The organism is Paenibacillus sp. FSL K6-1330, assembly GCF_037976825.1.
In the GTDB taxonomy this organism is placed as follows: Bacteria; Bacillota; Bacilli; order Paenibacillales; family Paenibacillaceae; genus Paenibacillus_AQ.
The window spans coordinates 2,966,110-2,983,101 of record NZ_CP150269.1; the positions used below are offsets into that span (position 1 = coordinate 2,966,110).

The 16,992-nt window shown below is 48.3% G+C and carries 17 protein-coding genes; all 17 read left to right on the plus strand.

Going from position 1 to position 16,992, the window contains the following annotated elements; all coding sequences use genetic code 11:
• Window positions 1-46: 46 nt before the first annotated feature.
• The 17 genes from mutM to NYE54_RS13595 all read left to right on the plus strand — a co-directional run bounded on the left by mutM (window position 47) and on the right by NYE54_RS13595 (window position 16,778).
• The gene (mutM, locus tag NYE54_RS13515) at window positions 47-865 is read left to right on the plus strand and encodes a DNA-formamidopyrimidine glycosylase (protein ID WP_076321153.1); all 819 of its coding nucleotides are present in this window, start codon (window positions 47-49) and stop codon (window positions 863-865) included.
• Complete coding sequence (locus NYE54_RS13520; protein WP_076321154.1) at window positions 855-1,703, plus strand: deoxyribonuclease IV; 849 nt, start codon at window positions 855-857, stop codon at window positions 1,701-1,703. Before mutM ends, NYE54_RS13520 begins: the two co-directional genes overlap by 11 nt.
• A 17-nt stretch (window positions 1,704-1,720) precedes the next feature.
• Window positions 1,721-2,059 (plus strand): cyclic-phosphate processing receiver domain-containing protein, encoded by a 339-nt coding sequence (locus tag NYE54_RS13525; RefSeq protein WP_339272382.1) that lies wholly within the window; start codon window positions 1,721-1,723, stop codon window positions 2,057-2,059.
• A complete protein-coding gene (locus tag NYE54_RS13530; protein ID WP_339272384.1) occupies window positions 2,056-2,403 on the plus strand; it encodes a thioredoxin family protein in 348 nt (115 codons plus the stop codon). The genes NYE54_RS13525 and NYE54_RS13530 overlap by 4 nt, the downstream gene beginning before the upstream one ends.
• Window positions 2,400-3,173 carry an ATP-binding cassette domain-containing protein gene (locus NYE54_RS13535; protein WP_339272386.1) on the plus strand — a complete coding sequence of 258 codons (774 nt, stop codon included), beginning with the start codon at window positions 2,400-2,402 and terminating at the stop codon, window positions 3,171-3,173. Before NYE54_RS13530 ends, NYE54_RS13535 begins: the two co-directional genes overlap by 4 nt.
• Window positions 3,174-3,178: 5 nt before the next feature.
• Complete coding sequence (locus NYE54_RS13540; RefSeq protein WP_339272388.1) at window positions 3,179-4,255, plus strand: SAM-dependent methyltransferase; 1,077 nt, start codon at window positions 3,179-3,181, stop codon at window positions 4,253-4,255.
• A 161-nt stretch (window positions 4,256-4,416) separates the two neighbouring features.
• Window positions 4,417-5,883, plus strand: a complete 1,467-nt coding sequence (locus tag NYE54_RS13545) for a serine/threonine-protein kinase (protein WP_339272390.1) — start codon at window positions 4,417-4,419, stop codon at window positions 5,881-5,883.
• 28 nt (window positions 5,884-5,911) lie between these two features.
• Window positions 5,912-7,021 carry an SAF domain-containing protein gene (locus NYE54_RS13550; RefSeq protein ID WP_339272391.1) on the plus strand — a complete coding sequence of 370 codons (1,110 nt, stop codon included), beginning with the start codon at window positions 5,912-5,914 and terminating at the stop codon, window positions 7,019-7,021.
• A gap of 53 nt (window positions 7,022-7,074) precedes the next feature.
• Window positions 7,075-7,782 (plus strand): hypothetical protein, encoded by a 708-nt coding sequence (locus NYE54_RS13555; RefSeq protein ID WP_339272392.1) that lies wholly within the window; start codon window positions 7,075-7,077, stop codon window positions 7,780-7,782.
• Window positions 7,779-8,648 carry a hypothetical protein gene (locus NYE54_RS13560; protein ID WP_339272394.1) on the plus strand — a complete coding sequence of 290 codons (870 nt, stop codon included), beginning with the start codon at window positions 7,779-7,781 and terminating at the stop codon, window positions 8,646-8,648. Before NYE54_RS13555 ends, NYE54_RS13560 begins: the two co-directional genes overlap by 4 nt.
• Window positions 8,635-10,539, plus strand: coding sequence for an ATPase, T2SS/T4P/T4SS family (locus NYE54_RS13565; RefSeq protein ID WP_339273491.1), 1,905 nt, complete (start codon window positions 8,635-8,637; stop codon window positions 10,537-10,539). Before NYE54_RS13560 ends, NYE54_RS13565 begins: the two co-directional genes overlap by 14 nt.
• Entirely contained in the window at window positions 10,536-12,608 is a 2,073-nt protein-coding gene (locus NYE54_RS13570; protein WP_339272396.1) for a hypothetical protein, read from the plus strand. The genes NYE54_RS13565 and NYE54_RS13570 overlap by 4 nt, the downstream gene beginning before the upstream one ends.
• 73 nt (window positions 12,609-12,681) lie before the next feature.
• Window positions 12,682-13,140, plus strand: a complete 459-nt coding sequence (locus NYE54_RS13575) for an ABC transporter permease (RefSeq protein ID WP_076321164.1) — start codon at window positions 12,682-12,684, stop codon at window positions 13,138-13,140.
• 24 nt (window positions 13,141-13,164) lie between these two features.
• Window positions 13,165-13,560, plus strand: coding sequence for a hypothetical protein (locus NYE54_RS13580; RefSeq protein WP_339272398.1), 396 nt, complete (start codon window positions 13,165-13,167; stop codon window positions 13,558-13,560).
• Between the two features lie 5 nt (window positions 13,561-13,565).
• Window positions 13,566-14,120, plus strand: a complete 555-nt coding sequence (locus NYE54_RS13585) for a hypothetical protein (protein ID WP_339272400.1) — start codon at window positions 13,566-13,568, stop codon at window positions 14,118-14,120.
• Window positions 14,107-15,102, plus strand: a complete 996-nt coding sequence (locus NYE54_RS13590) for a hypothetical protein (protein WP_339272402.1) — start codon at window positions 14,107-14,109, stop codon at window positions 15,100-15,102. The genes NYE54_RS13585 and NYE54_RS13590 overlap by 14 nt, the downstream gene beginning before the upstream one ends.
• Window positions 15,103-15,224: 122 nt before the next feature.
• Window positions 15,225-16,778, plus strand: a complete 1,554-nt coding sequence (locus NYE54_RS13595) for an ABC-F family ATP-binding cassette domain-containing protein (RefSeq protein ID WP_076321167.1) — start codon at window positions 15,225-15,227, stop codon at window positions 16,776-16,778.
• Window positions 16,779-16,992 lie beyond the last annotated feature (214 nt).

Genomic DNA, 16,992 nt, shown 5'->3' on the forward strand with positions numbered 1-16,992 from the left:
GAAAGTGTACATTAACTTTTGTGATTGACGAAAGGGAAGATGAATGATGCCGGAACTGCCGGAAATGGAAAATTACCGAAGATTGTTATCGCAGAGCATTTTGAATGTGCCGATCACGAATGTTGTCGTGAACCGTGAAAAATCACTGAATGTGACGGTTGACGAGTTTACTTCCGAGTTAAAGGGAAGCAAGGTCATTTTTGTGGAGCGTAGAGGCAAACACCTCATATTCCATCTGCATAACGGAGGCAGATTGCTGCTTCACCTCATGCTGGGCGGCATTTTGTATTTAGGGCATAGGGATGAGGAGCGTCCCTCAAGGTCAACCCAGGTCGAGATCACATTTGGTGAACAGGTGCTGTATTTTATCGGTTTGCGTCTGGGTTACTTGCATTTCTTAACAGCCAGAGAAACGGAAAATGCGCTTAAAGAGCTTGGTCCTGAACTTCTGGATCGGCGAATGACCAAAGCGCGCTTCGTTGAACGGATTGGAAAACGGCGGGGCGCTTTAAAAACAACGCTGGTTAATCAGCAGGTTGTCGCCGGAATTGGCAACTGTTATGCGGATGAGATTGCCTTTGATGCTCACATTCACCCGCTGTCCAAAATTCAGGATTTATCGGAGCAGTCTTTAGAGCAGTTATACGAGAGTGCCGTTAAAGTGATGCACGAGGCGACGGATGGCGGCGGATATATGGAAATGCCGTTTCAGGAAGGGGATACTCTGACGGGAGCTTATAACGACGAGTGTAAAGTTTACGATCGCGAAGGAGAGCCCTGTGTTCGCTGCGGCACGCCGATCGTGAAGGCGGAGCATACCTCGCGCAAAGTGTTCTTTTGTCCAAATTGTCAGCATGAAGTCTAAAGTCCGGATTGGAAGTCATGTCAGCACACGAGGCGGATTTCTCGCAGCAGCTCAGCACGCAGCCGGCATCGGTTCACTCGCCTATCAGTATTTCCCGAAAAATCCGCGCAGTCTTCATTTGAAGACGCCGGATGTCCGCAATGCCGCCGCATGCTCAAAGTTTTGTCAGGAACAAGGACTCGTTTCGATCGCGCACACACCATATCCGACGAATATGGCGGTTGGCTTAACGCGGGGAGAAGAGTTTTACCAGTTGACCGTAGATTCCCTTAAGAATGATCTCATGATTGCCGAGGCTTGCGGATCGCTGGGTATTGTGGTTCATTTTGGGCATCTCAAGAGCCAGGATATCCTTGAAGGGTATCAGAATATTATTCGCTGTTTGAATGATGTGTTGGCTTCCTGGACGGGAAGGGCCAAGCTGCTGATCGAGAATCAGGCGGGAGACCATGGGTCCATGGGGATGACGCTTGAAGAGAGTGTGAAGGTTAGACAGCTTGCTGATGATCCGGAAAAAATAGGCTTTTGCCTGGATACCTGCCACTTGTTTGCTGCCGGAGGCTGGGACATTTCGAATACGGATGAGCTCCTTGCCAGAGGCAAGGAGCTAGCCTATTGGGAATCCACCGTTGCCGTTCATCTGAACGATTCGAAATATGGGGCCGGTTCAAGAAAAGATCGCCACGCCCGCATCGGACAAGGTATGATAGGCACAGAAGCCTTGAAGCGTTTGGTTCTGGCACCGGAACTTGCGGGCAAGGCATTTGTTCTGGAAAGTGAAAAAGGGGCTGACGGCACACATCGGGAAGACATCGCTAAGGTGCTGTCCTGGTCCTGATTAAGGGAGAGAGTAAAATGATTCATCTGTATTTAGACGACTGGCGCCCCAATCCGAAAGGATTTGCGCTGGCTCGAAACGGGGAAGAGTGCTTGTTGATGCTCCGTGAATGCGAAGTGGATGTTCTGTCGCTTGATTTTGAATTGGGGCACGGCCAGATGAACGGCGGCGAGGTGGTTGCAGCCATGATCGCCGAAAACCTGCAGGCCAGGGAAATATACTTGCATACCTCAAGCCCGTCGGGCAGAAGAAAAATGTATGAGCTGCTCTATGAGCACATGCCGGAAAGCGTCCAGGTTCACAATGGGCCGATGCCGGAATCCGTTCTGCGGGAAGTCGCCCAGGGTTCAAGATGATTGAGGTTACACAGCGTGAATTGACAGAGAGGCTTGAATGGCACGAGCGCCTGACGAAACGAGATGCGAATGCAGAGCCTGTCATCGTATTTTTACATACGCCATTTTGCGGCACATGTGCCGCTGCGCGTAAGATGATCGACATTGTGGAACATGTGGTGCCGGATGTACAGCTGCTCGAAGCCGATGTTAACTTTCTACCGGGCATTGTGGAACGGTATCAAATTCGCAGCGTTCCTGCATTGCTGGCTATTCAGTCGAGTCCCCTCGCCGCGCCGGAGGTGCTGTACCGGATGGGTTCCGTGCAGGATATCGTAAGTTTTGTTAGGAGTGTGAGGCCGTGATTTCGTTACAGCATGTGTCGCTCGTCAGAGGGAGCCGTCATATTCTGGATGATGTTAGTATCGAGATGAAGCCGGGACAGAACTGGGCCATTTTGGGCAGGAATGGATCAGGCAAAACGACGCTGCTGGAAATGATGACAGGATATATGTTTCCTTCCCGTGGGCGTGTTGAGGTCCTGGGTCATGTTTACGGACAATGCGACGTTCGGGAGGCCCGGAAGTCCATTGGCTATATTAGCCAGTCATTATTAGAGAAATTGACCCTGAGCGACCCAGTCTGGGAGGTTGTGGCAACAGGGGCGTATGCCTTTTTGCGCTTCTACCAGGACATTCCGGAAGAGGCCAGGAATCTAGCCTATTCCCTGCTGAACGAAATGAATTTCGGCCATCTGGCGGAGCAGCCTCTCGGGACATTGTCCCAAGGTGAACGGAAAAAGGTGATGTTGGCACGCTCCCTCATGGCCGATCCGAAGATTCTGATTATGGATGAGCCTTGTGCCGGCCTGGATTTGTATGAACGGGAGAAGATGCTGCAGGAGATTCACAACCTGAGGCAGCGCGAAATTACGGTTGTGTACGTCACGCATCATATCGAGGAGATTGTCCCTTTATTTACTCATGTGGCGCTCATGAAAGACGGCCGCTTAACGGGTGCGGGAACAAAAGAAGAAGTATTAAACCATGTACTTATCAAACAAACTTATGATATCGACGCTCAGCTGGAATGGGATGGCGGACGTCCCTGGATCAAAGTTATTTCTGGAGGTTAATCCGTTTGGATGAATTAAATGTGATGCAAGAGCATGAGGAACAGAAGCAAAATCACCGGGATTTTCACAGCAAGTGGGTATGCACAGCAAACCATGGTTTTGCTCCCTACGCCCAAGAAGAGCTGCGCCGGATGTTTGGCAGTTTAAAGAGCACGATGATGATGCCGGGCGAGGTGTTTTTGGCGACACTCGGCAGTTCCGAAGAGGAGGCGAAGCGGCTAATTACGTCTTCCCCGCCAATTTTTCTGCGGCATTTGTTTCCGGTACATCTGGAGGTAGCGGCCGATACCGCTGCCGAGTCATTGCATGCGGTCGTTGAGCATGTCATGAAGCAGGAGGAGATCGGCAGCAGCCGCGTATCCATCCAGATCCGAAAGACGGAGAACAGCTCGTGGAAGGAAAACCCGGCGGCGCTTCGAGATGAATTACAGCATCGCTTGACTGCGCTAGAAATTGAATACACGGTTCAGGCACCGGAGTGGATTATTTCACTATTCGCTGCTGACAGCGTCTGGTATGTTGGCGTGTCGCGGCCGGAGGACAACCTGTCGGATTGGAACGGAGGCGCCGTCCGCTTTCAACGGGAAGAGGGACAAATCTCAAGAGCCAAATTCAAGCTCCTTGAGGCGGAGAAACAGTTCGGGATTCCGTTTGATTCCTTCCGCAAGGCAGTTGATATCGGAGCAGCGCCTGGCGGATGGACATCCTTTCTATTGGAGCGCGGCCTGCAAGTTACGGCAGTTGATCCGGCAAAAATGCATCCATCACTCGATGGTCATAAAAACCTCCGCGTGATTCACAAGAATGCAGCGGACGTATCATTTAGAGATTCTGAGTTTGACTTGTTGGTGTGTGATATGAGCTGGAGTCCTAAACAAATGGCCAGAATGGTGACCGGGCTGCTGCACAGCCTTCAAACGGGAGGTACTGCTGTCATTACGGTGAAGCTGCTGACTAAGAAACCGATGGCGCTGGTAAAAGAAATCATGTCGGTGTTTGAAGAGTCCAGAATGCAGATTCAGGGAGCGAAGCAGCTGTTCCATAATCGGGACGAGATTACGCTATATATGATTAAGTATTAAAAAAGTCTTTACAAGTGAATGTAACTTGTTCTATAATGATTCCAAAATTAACCAACGACAACATTAGGGAAAGCATCCCGCTATTCATCACAATTCAGTGATGAGGCGGAGTGCTTTCCTTTTTTTTGTTGTGCTTGTAAGTCAGAGGAGAGGGCGTTGACATGAATCAGCCTTGCAGATTGGTACATGGGGAAGTGTTGGGCGAGCGTTACGTGATTGACCGCGTGATTGGTGAAGGGGGCATGAGCTGTGTATATCTAGCCGAGGATCAGAAACTGCCCGGGAAGAAATGGGCAGTGAAAGAGAGCTTGTCTGAACCCGGTATGCAGCGCGCCGTTCAGGATGAGGCACAGCTTCTGATTAAACTCAGTCACCCGCGGCTGCCCCGTATTGTCGATTTTTTTCATGTTCAGGATACCGGCTACACCTATTTAGTTATGGATTATATTCAGGGCATGACATTGGAGAAGTACTTCCGAGGATATCGGGGAAATGTGAATCCGGACTTCATTATGGAACTGATCGAGCAATTGCTGGATGTTCTGGAGTATCTCCATAATCACGAACCTCAGGTTATATTCCGAGATTTAAAGCCATCGAACATTATGCTGACCGATCAGCTGGAGGTTAGACTCATCGATTTTGGAATCGCGAGAAGTTATAAACAGGAGAGTGGCGAGGATACGGTCAAGCTAGGCACGGTTGGATTTGCAGCGCCGGAGCAATACGGAGGAAGGCAAAGCGATGCGAGATCGGACCTGTATGGACTTGGTGCGCTTCTGCTTTATCTCTCAACCGGAGGCAAATTCAGTGAATGGATAACGGGCGTGGAGCGACATATTCGTGGCGATTTACCAAGAGAGCTTGTGCCCGTTATCCGAAAGCTGCTGCAGTATGCTCCGGAGCACCGATATCAATCCACAGTAGAGGTTCGTTCAGCACTAAACAGGCAGCAGTCGATTACTGCGAATATTGCGGGTGTTCAGTCCAACACGCTAGCCGGGACGCTTGTGACGGCCGTATTGGGGACATCGTCCGGTGTAGGAACAACGCATAGCTGTATCGCATTTGGTCATTACTTGGCATCAAGGTACGGGAAGGTAGCGATCGTGGAAATGAGCGCAAAATCCACCGCCTTTACCCGGATTCAGGAAATTGCCGAGGGCGGGAAGCTGGGATCTATCCGAAAATTCGAAATCAACGGGATTCATTTCTGGCGGCAAACGGCCAGAACGGAAGTTATTTCGCTGCTCGGAGGCAGCTACGATGCAGTTGTGTTGGATTTGGGAGCATACCGGGACAGCGAACGGCTTGAGGAGTTCCTTCGGGCTGATCTGCCTATCGTTATCGGATCAGGAGCGGAGTGGCGACAGCATGATGTGGTGACGCTGGCCCGGATGCTGTTAAGACACCCACAGGCGGCAAGGATCTATGCACTGCCTCTTGCAGGAGAAGAAACAATTCAAGAAATGAGAAGAACGCTAGGAACGAATAAAGTTTATTCTTTACCCCTGCAATTGGATCCGTTTGAAGTACCGGACAGCAGCAGGGAGGCATTTGCACAGTTATTTCAGGACTACTTGCCGCCGGCAGAAAGGAAGCGAAGATTCAGGTTTCTAAAGAATTAACCGCATTTGAACTGAAGGAGATGAAGCAATGCCGATTATCAGGAGGCGCAGCCGCAAACTGATATTTGCTGGACTTGCCGGCGCAGCCGTAACGGGTGCCGTATGTGCTGGTACAATGATGTATTATGTGCACGGTTATAAAGAGCAGCAGAATGTAGAGCGTACTAAATACGAGCAGCGAATCACGGAGCTTGAAGAGACACAGCTGCAGCAGCTCAATTCAATGAAGGTTGCATGGGTTCCGTTAAAAGATATTCCGCCTGGTCATTTCATAGATGCAAAGGATATTAAGGAAGTGCGTTTGCCTGATGACGGTTCTTCCGGCAATCTGTTCTCGGTCAAGGAAGAGATCGCAGGGAAGGGGGCTAAGATCGAGCTGCTGCAGGGAACACCGATTACCCGCTCGATGCTCTTTGAAGAAGAGCCGACACCGTCTGATCTCCGTCATCGGGAGATGAAGTCCGTATATCTGCCAAGCAATTTACGCCAAGGGGATGTGATCGATGTAAGGGTTCAATTTCCTACCGGACAGGATTATATCATTTTATCCAAAAAGAAGATCGACAAGCTTCAAAATCCGGCGTTCTGGACGACGTTAAGCGAACAGGAGATTTTATTGCTTTCCAGCGCTTTGGTGGATGCTTATCTGCATGATGCAACGCTTTATGCACTCACCTATGTAGAGCCGGAGCTGCAAGATAGAGCGATTCCTAACTATCCTCCGAACGCTGAAGTAACGAAGCTGATTACAAGCAACCCGAATATTGTGAAGAAAGCTGAGAAGTTTTTCGAGGTTACGCTGCGAAACACGCTGGAAGAGGATTTAAAGAAGCTTCAACCGAATCAGCAGGCTCAGGTATCTGACATGCATCATAACTCGATCTTTGCTAGCGGTGCAAGGAGTCCGGACTACTGGAGTCCTGCGTCCAACATAAGCCCCCAAGCAAAATCTTCAACGGATACGGAATGGAATAACGCTGACATCCGTTCTGACGATGAGACAAATACAGGGACTCCGCTTCGTGAAGAGCGGGATTCAGAAGCAGAGCAGATTTTGGGATCATCCGGCTCGCCAGAATCCCAGAATAGCAGTGATAGGGAATTACAAGAAGCGGAGTTGATATTCTCAAGTCCTTAGTAAGACAAGGCGAACCCCGAAGAACAGATGGTATGTGAAGGAGTGTAATCAAAGTGAAGACGTGGATATTTACAGGCATCTGTGATAAGAGCGACATGCTTCTCTTTATGTGCAAAATATTAGCCAATGGAGACAATAGAGTACTGCTCGTGGATGGTGCGATTGATGCGAAGTACAAACATTGCATAGGCGTGATACATCCACAGCTGCCGGTTATGGAGTTTGCCGGATTCGACGTGGCAACCGGATTTGAGAACTATACGTCGCTGATGGACTATTTGGAGGAAACAGACGAGAAGAAATATGACTATATCGTCATGGACGTGGAGAAGACGGAATTCCTGGACAAGATGCAGTGGGATACAGCAGATGCCCATGTTTGGGTTAGCGGGTTTGAGGTAACAGGACTGCGTAAGAGTACGGCCTTGCTTGATGAACTGAGAGCTTCAAGAACAGATGCTCCGCTACCGCCGTTCCACCGGGTATATGTTCAGGTCATTGAAGATTTGATGGATGAAACCTACATTGAAGGCTATCTGGAAGACAGCCGGATTCAGTGGCTGGGTCCTCCCGTGAAAATGCCATGGGATGAATTGTTTTTCGCCTTGAAAATAAAAAATGAACATGCAGGAAGATTGGGCATCAAGCCATTGTCCAGACAGTATAAACGATCGCTTACCGAACTTCTCCGCCTTTTAACGGAAATGGAGCAGCGGCATATTCGCCGGGCGCTTCGGCAAGCAGGAAGGAGGCATGCATGAGTCTGATTGCTGTATGGAGTCCCTTGAAGAGCGGCAGTGGCAGTACGATGTTGGCTTCGAGCTTACCTATCGTATTGGCGCTTGAATATCAGGTTAAAGTGCTCCTCGCCCATGGTGGACATGCAGGGGAACGAGTGGAGCAAGCCTTTACCTATAAACAGGAAGCATTAGATTATATGACGGCATTTCAAGATACCGGAATGGATGCCTTGGAACGGCTTCGTGCAAGCGGGCGTCTGAGCCCAGAGAATGTACGCAATTATACCTTGCCGCTCCTGTCTGATCGGCTCGATCTTTTATGTGGACCGAAACCGATGTCTGCCGATGCTATACATACAACAGGAAATGCGGAGGACAGGAAACAGGCAGAACTTATGACCAGAGTTATGGAGTCCTCCAAGCGAAGTTACGACATCAGGGTAGCCGATGCAGGAAATGGAGTTCCTGGTGCGGCAGATCGGGCGATACTTCAAGCGGCTGACTTAATCGTAGTTGGTTTGAATCAGAATTTACATATCCTGGAGAGTGCGATTGAACAGGAGAGGTTGCCTCCAGAAGTGAGTGACAAGGCATGCTTGTATATCGTCGGCAAATACGACCGGGATAGCCATTGTACACTGCAAAATATCAAGCGCCGCTTTGGCATCAAGACGACGGTACTCGGTGTTCCGTATTGTTCCGGAATGACGGATGCATGGAATATGCGCTCAGTTATGCCCTACATGCAGCGAAGCCGGGGAGGCGCTGACCTGAAACGCATGAGCTCACTGTATAATGCGGTTCGTAATCTGGCGGATGCCGTGGCTGAACAGCTTGGTCTTCCTGCTGGCGGTTCGAAACTGGGAGGCCTGCATGCTCTTGGGTAATTCCTTGAATACGATATGGATCATCGTCATGATTTTGTTTGTATTGCTGTTTGTATATCTGCGTTATTTGGATACCCGAAAACCGGTGGCTACGATTTCGCGGGGATCGGACCCCTATTCTCTTGAAGCTATGACTGCGTTTGTTAAAGAAAGCCTTCATCAGCTGACGCACAGTCAGTTGTCTGATTTAGGGTTGCACGAAGAGGAGTATCGCCGCAGGCTGAACAAGCGAAGCGAATTGAGAAGTGCCCTCAAGGGCTGCGTTTCCGGAGATGTGCTGGATAAGGCGTATGTAAAGGATTTTTTAAAGCAGCTCCTGGTAAGAGACCTAGGTTTGAACGAGTCCAACATTCATGCAGCCATTCCGTTCGAAAACCTGACCGAGTTAACAGCCCAGGATCAATTCGAGATCATATTATACCTGTATAAGCAGAGGCACGGAGAGGATGCTCTATCCGTACTTCTTGAAACGTATGATCTAGCAGAGCCGCGCGTGATTCCAGGTTATGGAGAGGGCAGCGTCTATGCGGTTACCGCGGAAGACATCGCATATATCTATGAGTCAGAGCAGCGTCCGCTCTTGTTTCCGGAGAAGCTGGACATCGTCGTTCAGCGCATATATCAGCAGTACAAAGGCTTTTCCGTTGTGGATGAAATCAGGGATCAACGGATTGACGGGATCAGTGGCGGCGTTAGTGGCATTCCTGTTAATCGTGACAGCGGGCAGGATATTTTTCACTCCGAGGATGAGTTTTTGGGGCTAAGTTTTTCGCATCCCGAATCGCCAGCAACAGGCTGTGAGAGTGTGTGGATTTTTTATCGAGGGGTGTCGCTGCATCTAGCTTTTTTATCATTTGGTTCGATGCTGGAACTTAAGAGGGTATGTCAAAACATATACAAATACAATCATCCTGGGCAGCTTTCAGAAGCTAGCGGTTATAAAGTGAATGAAATGAAGGATGGCTCCAGGGTCGTTGTGGTCCGGCCCCCATTTGCCGAGTCCTGGGCGTTCTTTGTCCGCAAGTTTGATCTGCCCAAGGCTTCGCTGGATCAGTTAATTACGGGAAACGGCTCCGAATTGGTGATCGGTTTGTTGAGGTATTTAATGAAAGGCAGCCGGATTACGGCAATCACCGGTGCTCAGGGATCCGGAAAAACAACGCTGCTCATGGCGATGGTGGGTCATATTTATGCGTCTTATACTCTTCGGGTTCAGGAGATGGCCTTTGAGCTGCATTTAAGGAAAATCTACAGCCGCAGGAATATTCTCAGCTTCAGGGAAACCGAGCATATTAGTGGGCAGGCAGGTCTGGATCTGCAGAAGAAAACGGACGGTACCGTTAATATTCTTGGTGAGGTTGCCAGTGACGAGGTTGCGTCATGGATGATACAGATGTCTCAAGTGGCAAGTTTGTTTACCGTGTTTACCCATCATGCCAAGACATTCAAAGACCTTGTACAATCCTTGCGCAACTCCTTGCTCAAGAGCGGCGTTTTCAGGCAAGAGCATATTGCTGAGCAGCAGGTGGTCAGCGTGATCAACTTTGATATTCATCTTAGAAGAGACGCTGACGGTAACCGTTACATAGAGCGTATTACAGAGTGCATCCCGGTTGAGAAGGGATCCCTGCCACCATTCGAGGGAACTTCGGAAAAACGCTGGAAGAGCAGCATGGAGGAGTATTTTCAGCTAAGTGCAGAACATATGCGGAGATTGAACGAATTAAGTTATTTCGTATCCCGTAATGTAATTGAATACCGGGACGGTGCCTATATCGCTGCCGCCAAGTTATCCGAAAGCAGTGTTCGTGAAATGTCCGAGCAGATGCATCCGGAAGATGCCGAAGAATTCAGAGTGTTTCTGGCTTCGGGTTGGGGGGAACAAAAGTGACCTCTAAAGATGTGTTAATACTGATTTTAATCATATCTCTGGCACTGTTTTCCATCACATTCGGTATCATGTCGTGGATGAACAGGAGACGAGGGGATCGTGAGGTAACTCCCGTCAAGGTGGATGCGGGCGAGGTGAGATCCTTGCGGGGGATGTACCGGCAATGGTTTCAATTGGCCTATATGTATGGGATGAAGCTCCCGCTAATCAAAGCCTATCTTAAACGGATCAGACAGCGGATCGCGATCATGCATCCTTACGACGAAATATCACTCCGGTTTGAAACAGTGAGGCTAGCCTTGGCGATAACCGGCACGATCGGGTTAACCGCCATGCTTCTTATATGGAGTCATCCGGACTTGGGGTTTATTATCATTGTTATTCTCGTAGCAACGGTTATTAACAATATGCTCATTGAGATGTTCATTAACCGACTGGAACGAAAAATACTTATCCAATCGGTTGAATTGTTCTCCTCCGTCCGTCATCACTATCAGCAGCATGGAATGGTAGAGGAAGCTTTGTACGAGGGGGCGGAGACTTCTGGACATGAAATCTCTATGCATGCCCATCGGATCTACAATGCTTTGGTATCCCACGATCCTGATGACGAGTTGGAGAGGTATTATGAGGTAGCGCCGAACCGATATCTTAAAGCGTTTGCGGGTATTTCACATCTGGTCATGGAGTTTGGCGATCATGCGAGAAAACAAGGCTCAATCTATCTGCATGGACTAAGCGGATTGACCAAGGAGATCCAATTGGAAATATTGCGCAGAGACAAGCTGGATTATTTAATGAAGGGCTTGAATGTGATTGCGTTGGCGCCGGTCTTTTTCACCAAACCGATTGAACGCTGGGCCAGAAGCAGTTTTCCATCGATGGATGTGTTTTATATGAGCAAGCTTGGGTATATGACCAAGATATCCATTTATGTCATTATTCTCATTTCTTATATCTTGCTTCAGAAGCTCCAGCAAAATCGAGAAACGGATTACCGCGCTCAGGTTCAGAAAATGACCTTGGAAGAAAGGATGTACCGAATTCCTGTTATGCGCTGGCTTGTGAAGGTGATGGCTCCGACACCCGGTACGGTGAAATATGACAGGCAGATACGGTTACTAAAGGAAAGCAACGCGAGAATCAAGTTCGAATGGCTCTATATCAGAAGGGTGACGTTTTTCCTCCTGGCTTTCTTCCTGTCGTTGTCGCTGGCAGCAGGCCTGCATGTGCAGGCAAAACATCATCTGCTGTATGTCCCCGTTTCCCTGAACCATTCCCTGTTCGGCCAGATGAATGAGATCGAGCGTCGGCAGGCAGAAGAAACGGTTGAGCGTGATCGGCTGCTAATGGAACAATTGCATATGTCGCCGGATGTAACTGATGATCAGATCAAACAGATGGTCAGTGAGACAGACCCTATTGGATTGACCAAAGAACAAGTTGAAATCACAACCGATCGAATTATGACTAAACTGCAGCGCTATGATAGCGAGTATTTGAAATGGTGGGAGTTGCTCCTATCCTTTCTGGCAGGTGTGGCTGCATATGCGGCGCCATTATGGCTGCTGCATTTTCACCGGAAAGTTCGCAATATGGAAATGCGGCATGAAATTTATCAATTTCAGACGGTCATCTCTATATTGCGTGGAATGGAGCGAATCTCGGTTGAGGGCATATTAGAATGGCTTAATCGGTTTGCCGTTATTTTTAAGATTCCCATTCAAAAAAGCTTGCTTCATTACGAACATGGCGCACAGTTGGCTTTGCTGGAGTTGAAGGAAGACGTCTGGTTTCCTGAATTTCAGCGGCTCGTGGACAAGCTGCTGCTTGCGGTGGATAAAGTACCGATCAAGGATGTTTTTGATGATCTCGATGGAGAAATGATATTCAGTTTCGAGCAGCGCAAGCAGGAATATGAAGCGATGATCGACACGAAGGCCGCATGGGGGCGAATGATCGGTTTTACTCCGATGTATGCGCTGATCTTTATGTATCTTGTCATTCCGCTAATCGGCATGAGTTTCTCCCAGATGGAAACGTACTATGAGCAAATTCAACGATTATAACGACACGAGGATGGGTCAACTGGAATTAGATCAGTAGATTTAAAAAATAAATAAAAGAATGAGGGAGATTTCAATGAATAATGCATCATCCGCTTTAAAGGTTGCAGCAGGTATATTTCTGACCATTGCTCTGATTACCATTGTTGTTATTTTGTTTATCTCGGCGCAGGAGGCAACCAAAACTGCTCAGAACAACTTTTCAGATATTCAGACAGAGCTGTCCCAGGCAGCATTTACCGTATATGACGGAACAACCATCAGCGGTTCTCAGGTGACAAACGCACTGCGCAAATACAAGGACAAGGATCAATTTGGCGTTTTCATAGCAACAGGCAAAAATAAAGCAGGGCAATGGTACGGCAATGTGTTGGAGAAGGACGGTTCGATTCCCAATCCGGATTCAAGACAGGGAAATATCGAACACGTTATGGATGAGAAAAGCCCGGAGTACGTCAATCCAAGCGGGAAATTCAAGGCCACCATCGTTAAGGATGATTCCAACGTGATCAGAGGCATCAAGTTTGATCAATAGTTATGAATGGAAAGGTGAATTGCCTTGCGTGAACAAACGATAAGCGCGCTGGAAATGGCAGCAGGGGTGGCATTATTTCTTGGCGCAGCCCTGTATGCATTGCATATTCAGACGATGGTTGATGGCGGTATATCAGCCGCAGGGAGAATGACTCAGGAGCAGCATGCGGGTGTGATCACCGTAGAGATGACGAACGAGAACAGGAAGCTCATTTATAAGGGGAGCGAAGTATTATTCACGCTGCGAGAGGTTCAAGCAGGCGGCTTCAATATGTATGTAGATGGAGCACTGTTCCGATCAGGACGTAATCCGGAGGAGCTGGATCTCTCGATCATTGATATGAACGCCCGTTATGCTACGGAATACGTTCGGAGAATCAATGGAGATGTGGAAAGCATCCAGTTTGTTAAAGTGAGGTAACAGCAATGTCAAACTCGGTTTCGAAATGGTTTGCTGCCTTTCTGGCACTTCTTCTGCTGTACTTGGTTCCCGCAGGTGAGATGGCTAGAAGACAGGATGATCTGTCACGACTTGTTGTTTATCAATCCGTCACCAAATTCGTGGACAGTGTTCGTACGAAGGGGTATATTACTCCGATCATGTACAATGACTTCCTGCAAGAGCTGGCAGCCACCGGGAACATTTACAATGTGGAGATGGAGCACCACCACAAGAAGTACCACCCGGAATATGGGGATCCTTCAGATCCTGGTACATTCCTGAATCGTTATTCAGTCGTATATGATGCTTACTATCAGGAAGATGTTATGGGATATTTGTTCCCGGAGTCGAATGTTGATAAACACGATGATAGACGCCGATACCGCTTAACGGCCGGAGATCACTTCCAGGTAAGTGTCAGTTCTCTGAATCGAACACCCGGACTGATCATGTTCGATGCGCTGACCGGATCAAATTCAGGTGGAAAAGCAGCAATCGCATTCCCATACGGAGGCTTGGTTCTGAATGAAGATTACTGATCTTGCCATCGTATTCACCGCCGTGTTTTTCCCCATGTTTATTATTCTGGGCATGCGTGCCGAGAGTCTGGAGGATGTCCGGTACGTAGAAATGAAATACTCGGCAGCTCTGCGCACAGCCGTCCAAGACGGTGGGATGATGCTGAACGATAATGAGACCCAGGACAAAGAGTCGGCATATGATTCTTTAAAGTTTATGCGTGCGGACAAAGAGCGAGCGTTGGAGTCCTTTTCTCAGACGCTGTACATCAATATGGGAATCGCGGATGATCCGGCTGCGCAGACTGCCCTGTGGTGGTATATTCCTGCTATCGTTGTGCTGGATTATGACGGGTATTATATGTATGTTTCGCAAACCTTCACCGACGCGTATGGGGAGGAGCTCATGGAGCACAGATGGACACCCAAAATCCCTTATGCCTGGAATGATGGCAGGGGCAACAGCATCCGGTTTACATTGGATTCCTTCGTTCAGGTGTATGAATCAGGTGGAGGCTCCTCCATCTGGCACTCTGGATTTCGGGAGGATCTGACTGGCAGGACGGGTGTAGCTTTGCTGGAAGATAAAGATAGGTTTGAACAAGTTAGGCGGATCACGATTGTAAATACCGTTCAAGATCATCTGGCTTATTACATACAGCGGCACAACCAAGTGGCGCTCCGAAACGGAGTATCCTATACGTTCGCGCTTCCGTTGATATCCCAGGAAGAGTGGGTGAATACGATTGATGATATCGGTATGATGGCATTTATTCAAGGTATTCCCCTGGGCGATCAGTATTATAATAACTATGCCCTTGGAGGCGGCAGACTCGTTAAAGCTCCGGTTTATTTCGGAGGTGTGGATAGCAGGGGACTCAAATATTATTATCGCGATGTCTGCCAATACAACTATCGCGTGGAAGAAGTGTTTCCGAGTGCCAAGGAGGCAGCGGCAGCAGGTTATCAGGAGAAAAGCTGTTCTAATCCCGGTGTTCTATAATCTCTGAAAGTTATGGTTTCTGCCGGACTCCAGGATGTGATACAATAAACTCTTGACTGTGTATATTTCGCTAAATTAACTTGAAATAAGTTCATTTTATACAGACAGGAGTTACTATAGCCATGAGTTTATTGACTGTAGAGAACGTATCACATAATTTCGGGGAACGTACTCTATTTAAGAATGTATCCTTTCGTTTGTTGGCAGGCGAACATGTTGGTTTGGTTGGAGCAAACGGCGTAGGCAAATCAACACTAATGAATATTTTGACCGGGCAGCTGTTAAAAGACAGCGGCAAGGTGGAGTGGACACCGAAGATCCGGTACGGATACCTGGATCAGCACACCAAACTGACACCTGGCAAAACGGTTCGTGATGTGTTGAAGGATGCCTTCCTGCCTCTGCTGGAGCTGGAAAAAGAAATGATGGAGATCACCAATAAGATGAGTGATGCTTCTCCCGAAGAGTTGGAGCTGCTGCTCGAACAAATGGGTGAAATTCAGGAGCAGCTGGATATCGGGGATTTCTACATGTTGGACGTAAAGGTTGAAGAGATGGCGAATGGTCTTGGGTTATCCGTCATTGGCTTGGATCGCGATGTAGCAACATTAAGTGGGGGACAGCGTACTAAAGTATTGCTTGCAAAGCTTCTTCTGGAGAAGCCCAATGTACTGTTGTTGGACGAGCCCACCAACTATCTGGATGTTGAGCATATTGATTGGCTCACTCAATATTTGAAGCAATACCCATATGCTTTCATCTTGATATCCCATGATACGGAATTTATGAACCAGGTGGTGGATGTGATCTATCATTTGGAATTTGCAAAATTGACTCGCTATACAGCGAACTACGAGAAGTTCCTGGAAATGGCCGATATCAATAAGAATCAGCATATTGATGCTTACGAGAAGCAGCAGGAATTCATCAAGAAGCAGGAAGACTTCATTCAGCGGAACAAGGCCCGTTACTCCACCTCTGGCCGAGCGAAAAGCCGGGAGAAGCAGCTGGATCGTATGGAGCGGATTGACCGCCCCGAGGAAGCAGCTAAACCTGTGTTTAACTTCAAGGAATCCCGTGCTAGTGGTAAAACGGTATTCGAGGGGATCGATTTTGAGATCGGATATGATCGACCGTTGCTCCCCAAAATGAATATCCTGATCGAGCGAGGAGAGAAAATTGCCATTGTTGGCTGTAATGGCGTAGGTAAATCAACGCTGCTGAAGACCATATTAGGCAAAATCCCGGCGCTCTCCGGGAAGACGTATCAAGGGGATTTCCTGGTGCCTGCTTATTTTGAGCAGGAAGTACGTCCAGGGAATATTACGCCGATTGATGATGTGTGGAACGAATTCTCACACTTGAACCAGCACGAGGTTCGTGCAGCGCTTGCTCGCTGCGGGCTCAAAAACGAGCATATTACCCGTCCATTGAAGGCACTTAGCGGCGGAGAGCAAGCCAAGGTCCGTCTGTGTAAACTTCTGATGCGCGAGAGCAATTGGATTCTGTTTGACGAACCGACGAACCACCTTGATGTTGTGGCTAAGGAAGAACTAAGACGTGCTTTGAAAGAATATAAAGGCACAATCCTGCTGGTTTCCCACGAACCTGAGTTTTATGAGGATTGGGTGACCAAGATCTGGAACGTCGAAGACTGGTCCAACCAGAATTCCTGATTCATATCAGGATCAGAATCCAGCTCTCTGCCAGGACAAATGAAACTTTGATTATCATAAATTTATTAGTATTCCATAAGGAGGATGGGCAGATTGCTGCCTGTCCTCCTTATGTATATCCGCAAAATGGGGCGTACGGTTACGGTTTATTGGTTTTATGTTTTATGTTATATCGTATATTGTTCGTATATCGTATGGTATATGCCTTATGCCT

Coding starts and splice junctions, on each gene's coding strand:
- mutM (WP_076321153.1), top strand. CDS start 47: ATGCCGGAACTGCCGGAAATGGAAAATTACCGAAGATTGTTATCGCAG.
- NYE54_RS13520 (WP_076321154.1), top strand. CDS start 855: ATGAAGTCTAAAGTCCGGATTGGAAGTCATGTCAGCACACGAGGCGGA.
- NYE54_RS13525 (WP_339272382.1), top strand. CDS start 1,721: ATGATTCATCTGTATTTAGACGACTGGCGCCCCAATCCGAAAGGATTT.
- NYE54_RS13530 (WP_339272384.1), top strand. CDS start 2,056: ATGATTGAGGTTACACAGCGTGAATTGACAGAGAGGCTTGAATGGCAC.
- NYE54_RS13545 (WP_339272390.1), top strand. CDS start 4,417: ATGAATCAGCCTTGCAGATTGGTACATGGGGAAGTGTTGGGCGAGCGT.
- NYE54_RS13550 (WP_339272391.1), top strand. CDS start 5,912: ATGCCGATTATCAGGAGGCGCAGCCGCAAACTGATATTTGCTGGACTT.
- NYE54_RS13560 (WP_339272394.1), top strand. CDS start 7,779: ATGAGTCTGATTGCTGTATGGAGTCCCTTGAAGAGCGGCAGTGGCAGT.
- NYE54_RS13565 (WP_339273491.1), top strand. CDS start 8,635: ATGCTCTTGGGTAATTCCTTGAATACGATATGGATCATCGTCATGATT.
- NYE54_RS13575 (WP_076321164.1), top strand. CDS start 12,682: ATGAATAATGCATCATCCGCTTTAAAGGTTGCAGCAGGTATATTTCTG.
- NYE54_RS13585 (WP_339272400.1), top strand. CDS start 13,566: ATGTCAAACTCGGTTTCGAAATGGTTTGCTGCCTTTCTGGCACTTCTT.
- NYE54_RS13590 (WP_339272402.1), top strand. CDS start 14,107: ATGAAGATTACTGATCTTGCCATCGTATTCACCGCCGTGTTTTTCCCC.
- NYE54_RS13595 (WP_076321167.1), top strand. CDS start 15,225: ATGAGTTTATTGACTGTAGAGAACGTATCACATAATTTCGGGGAACGT.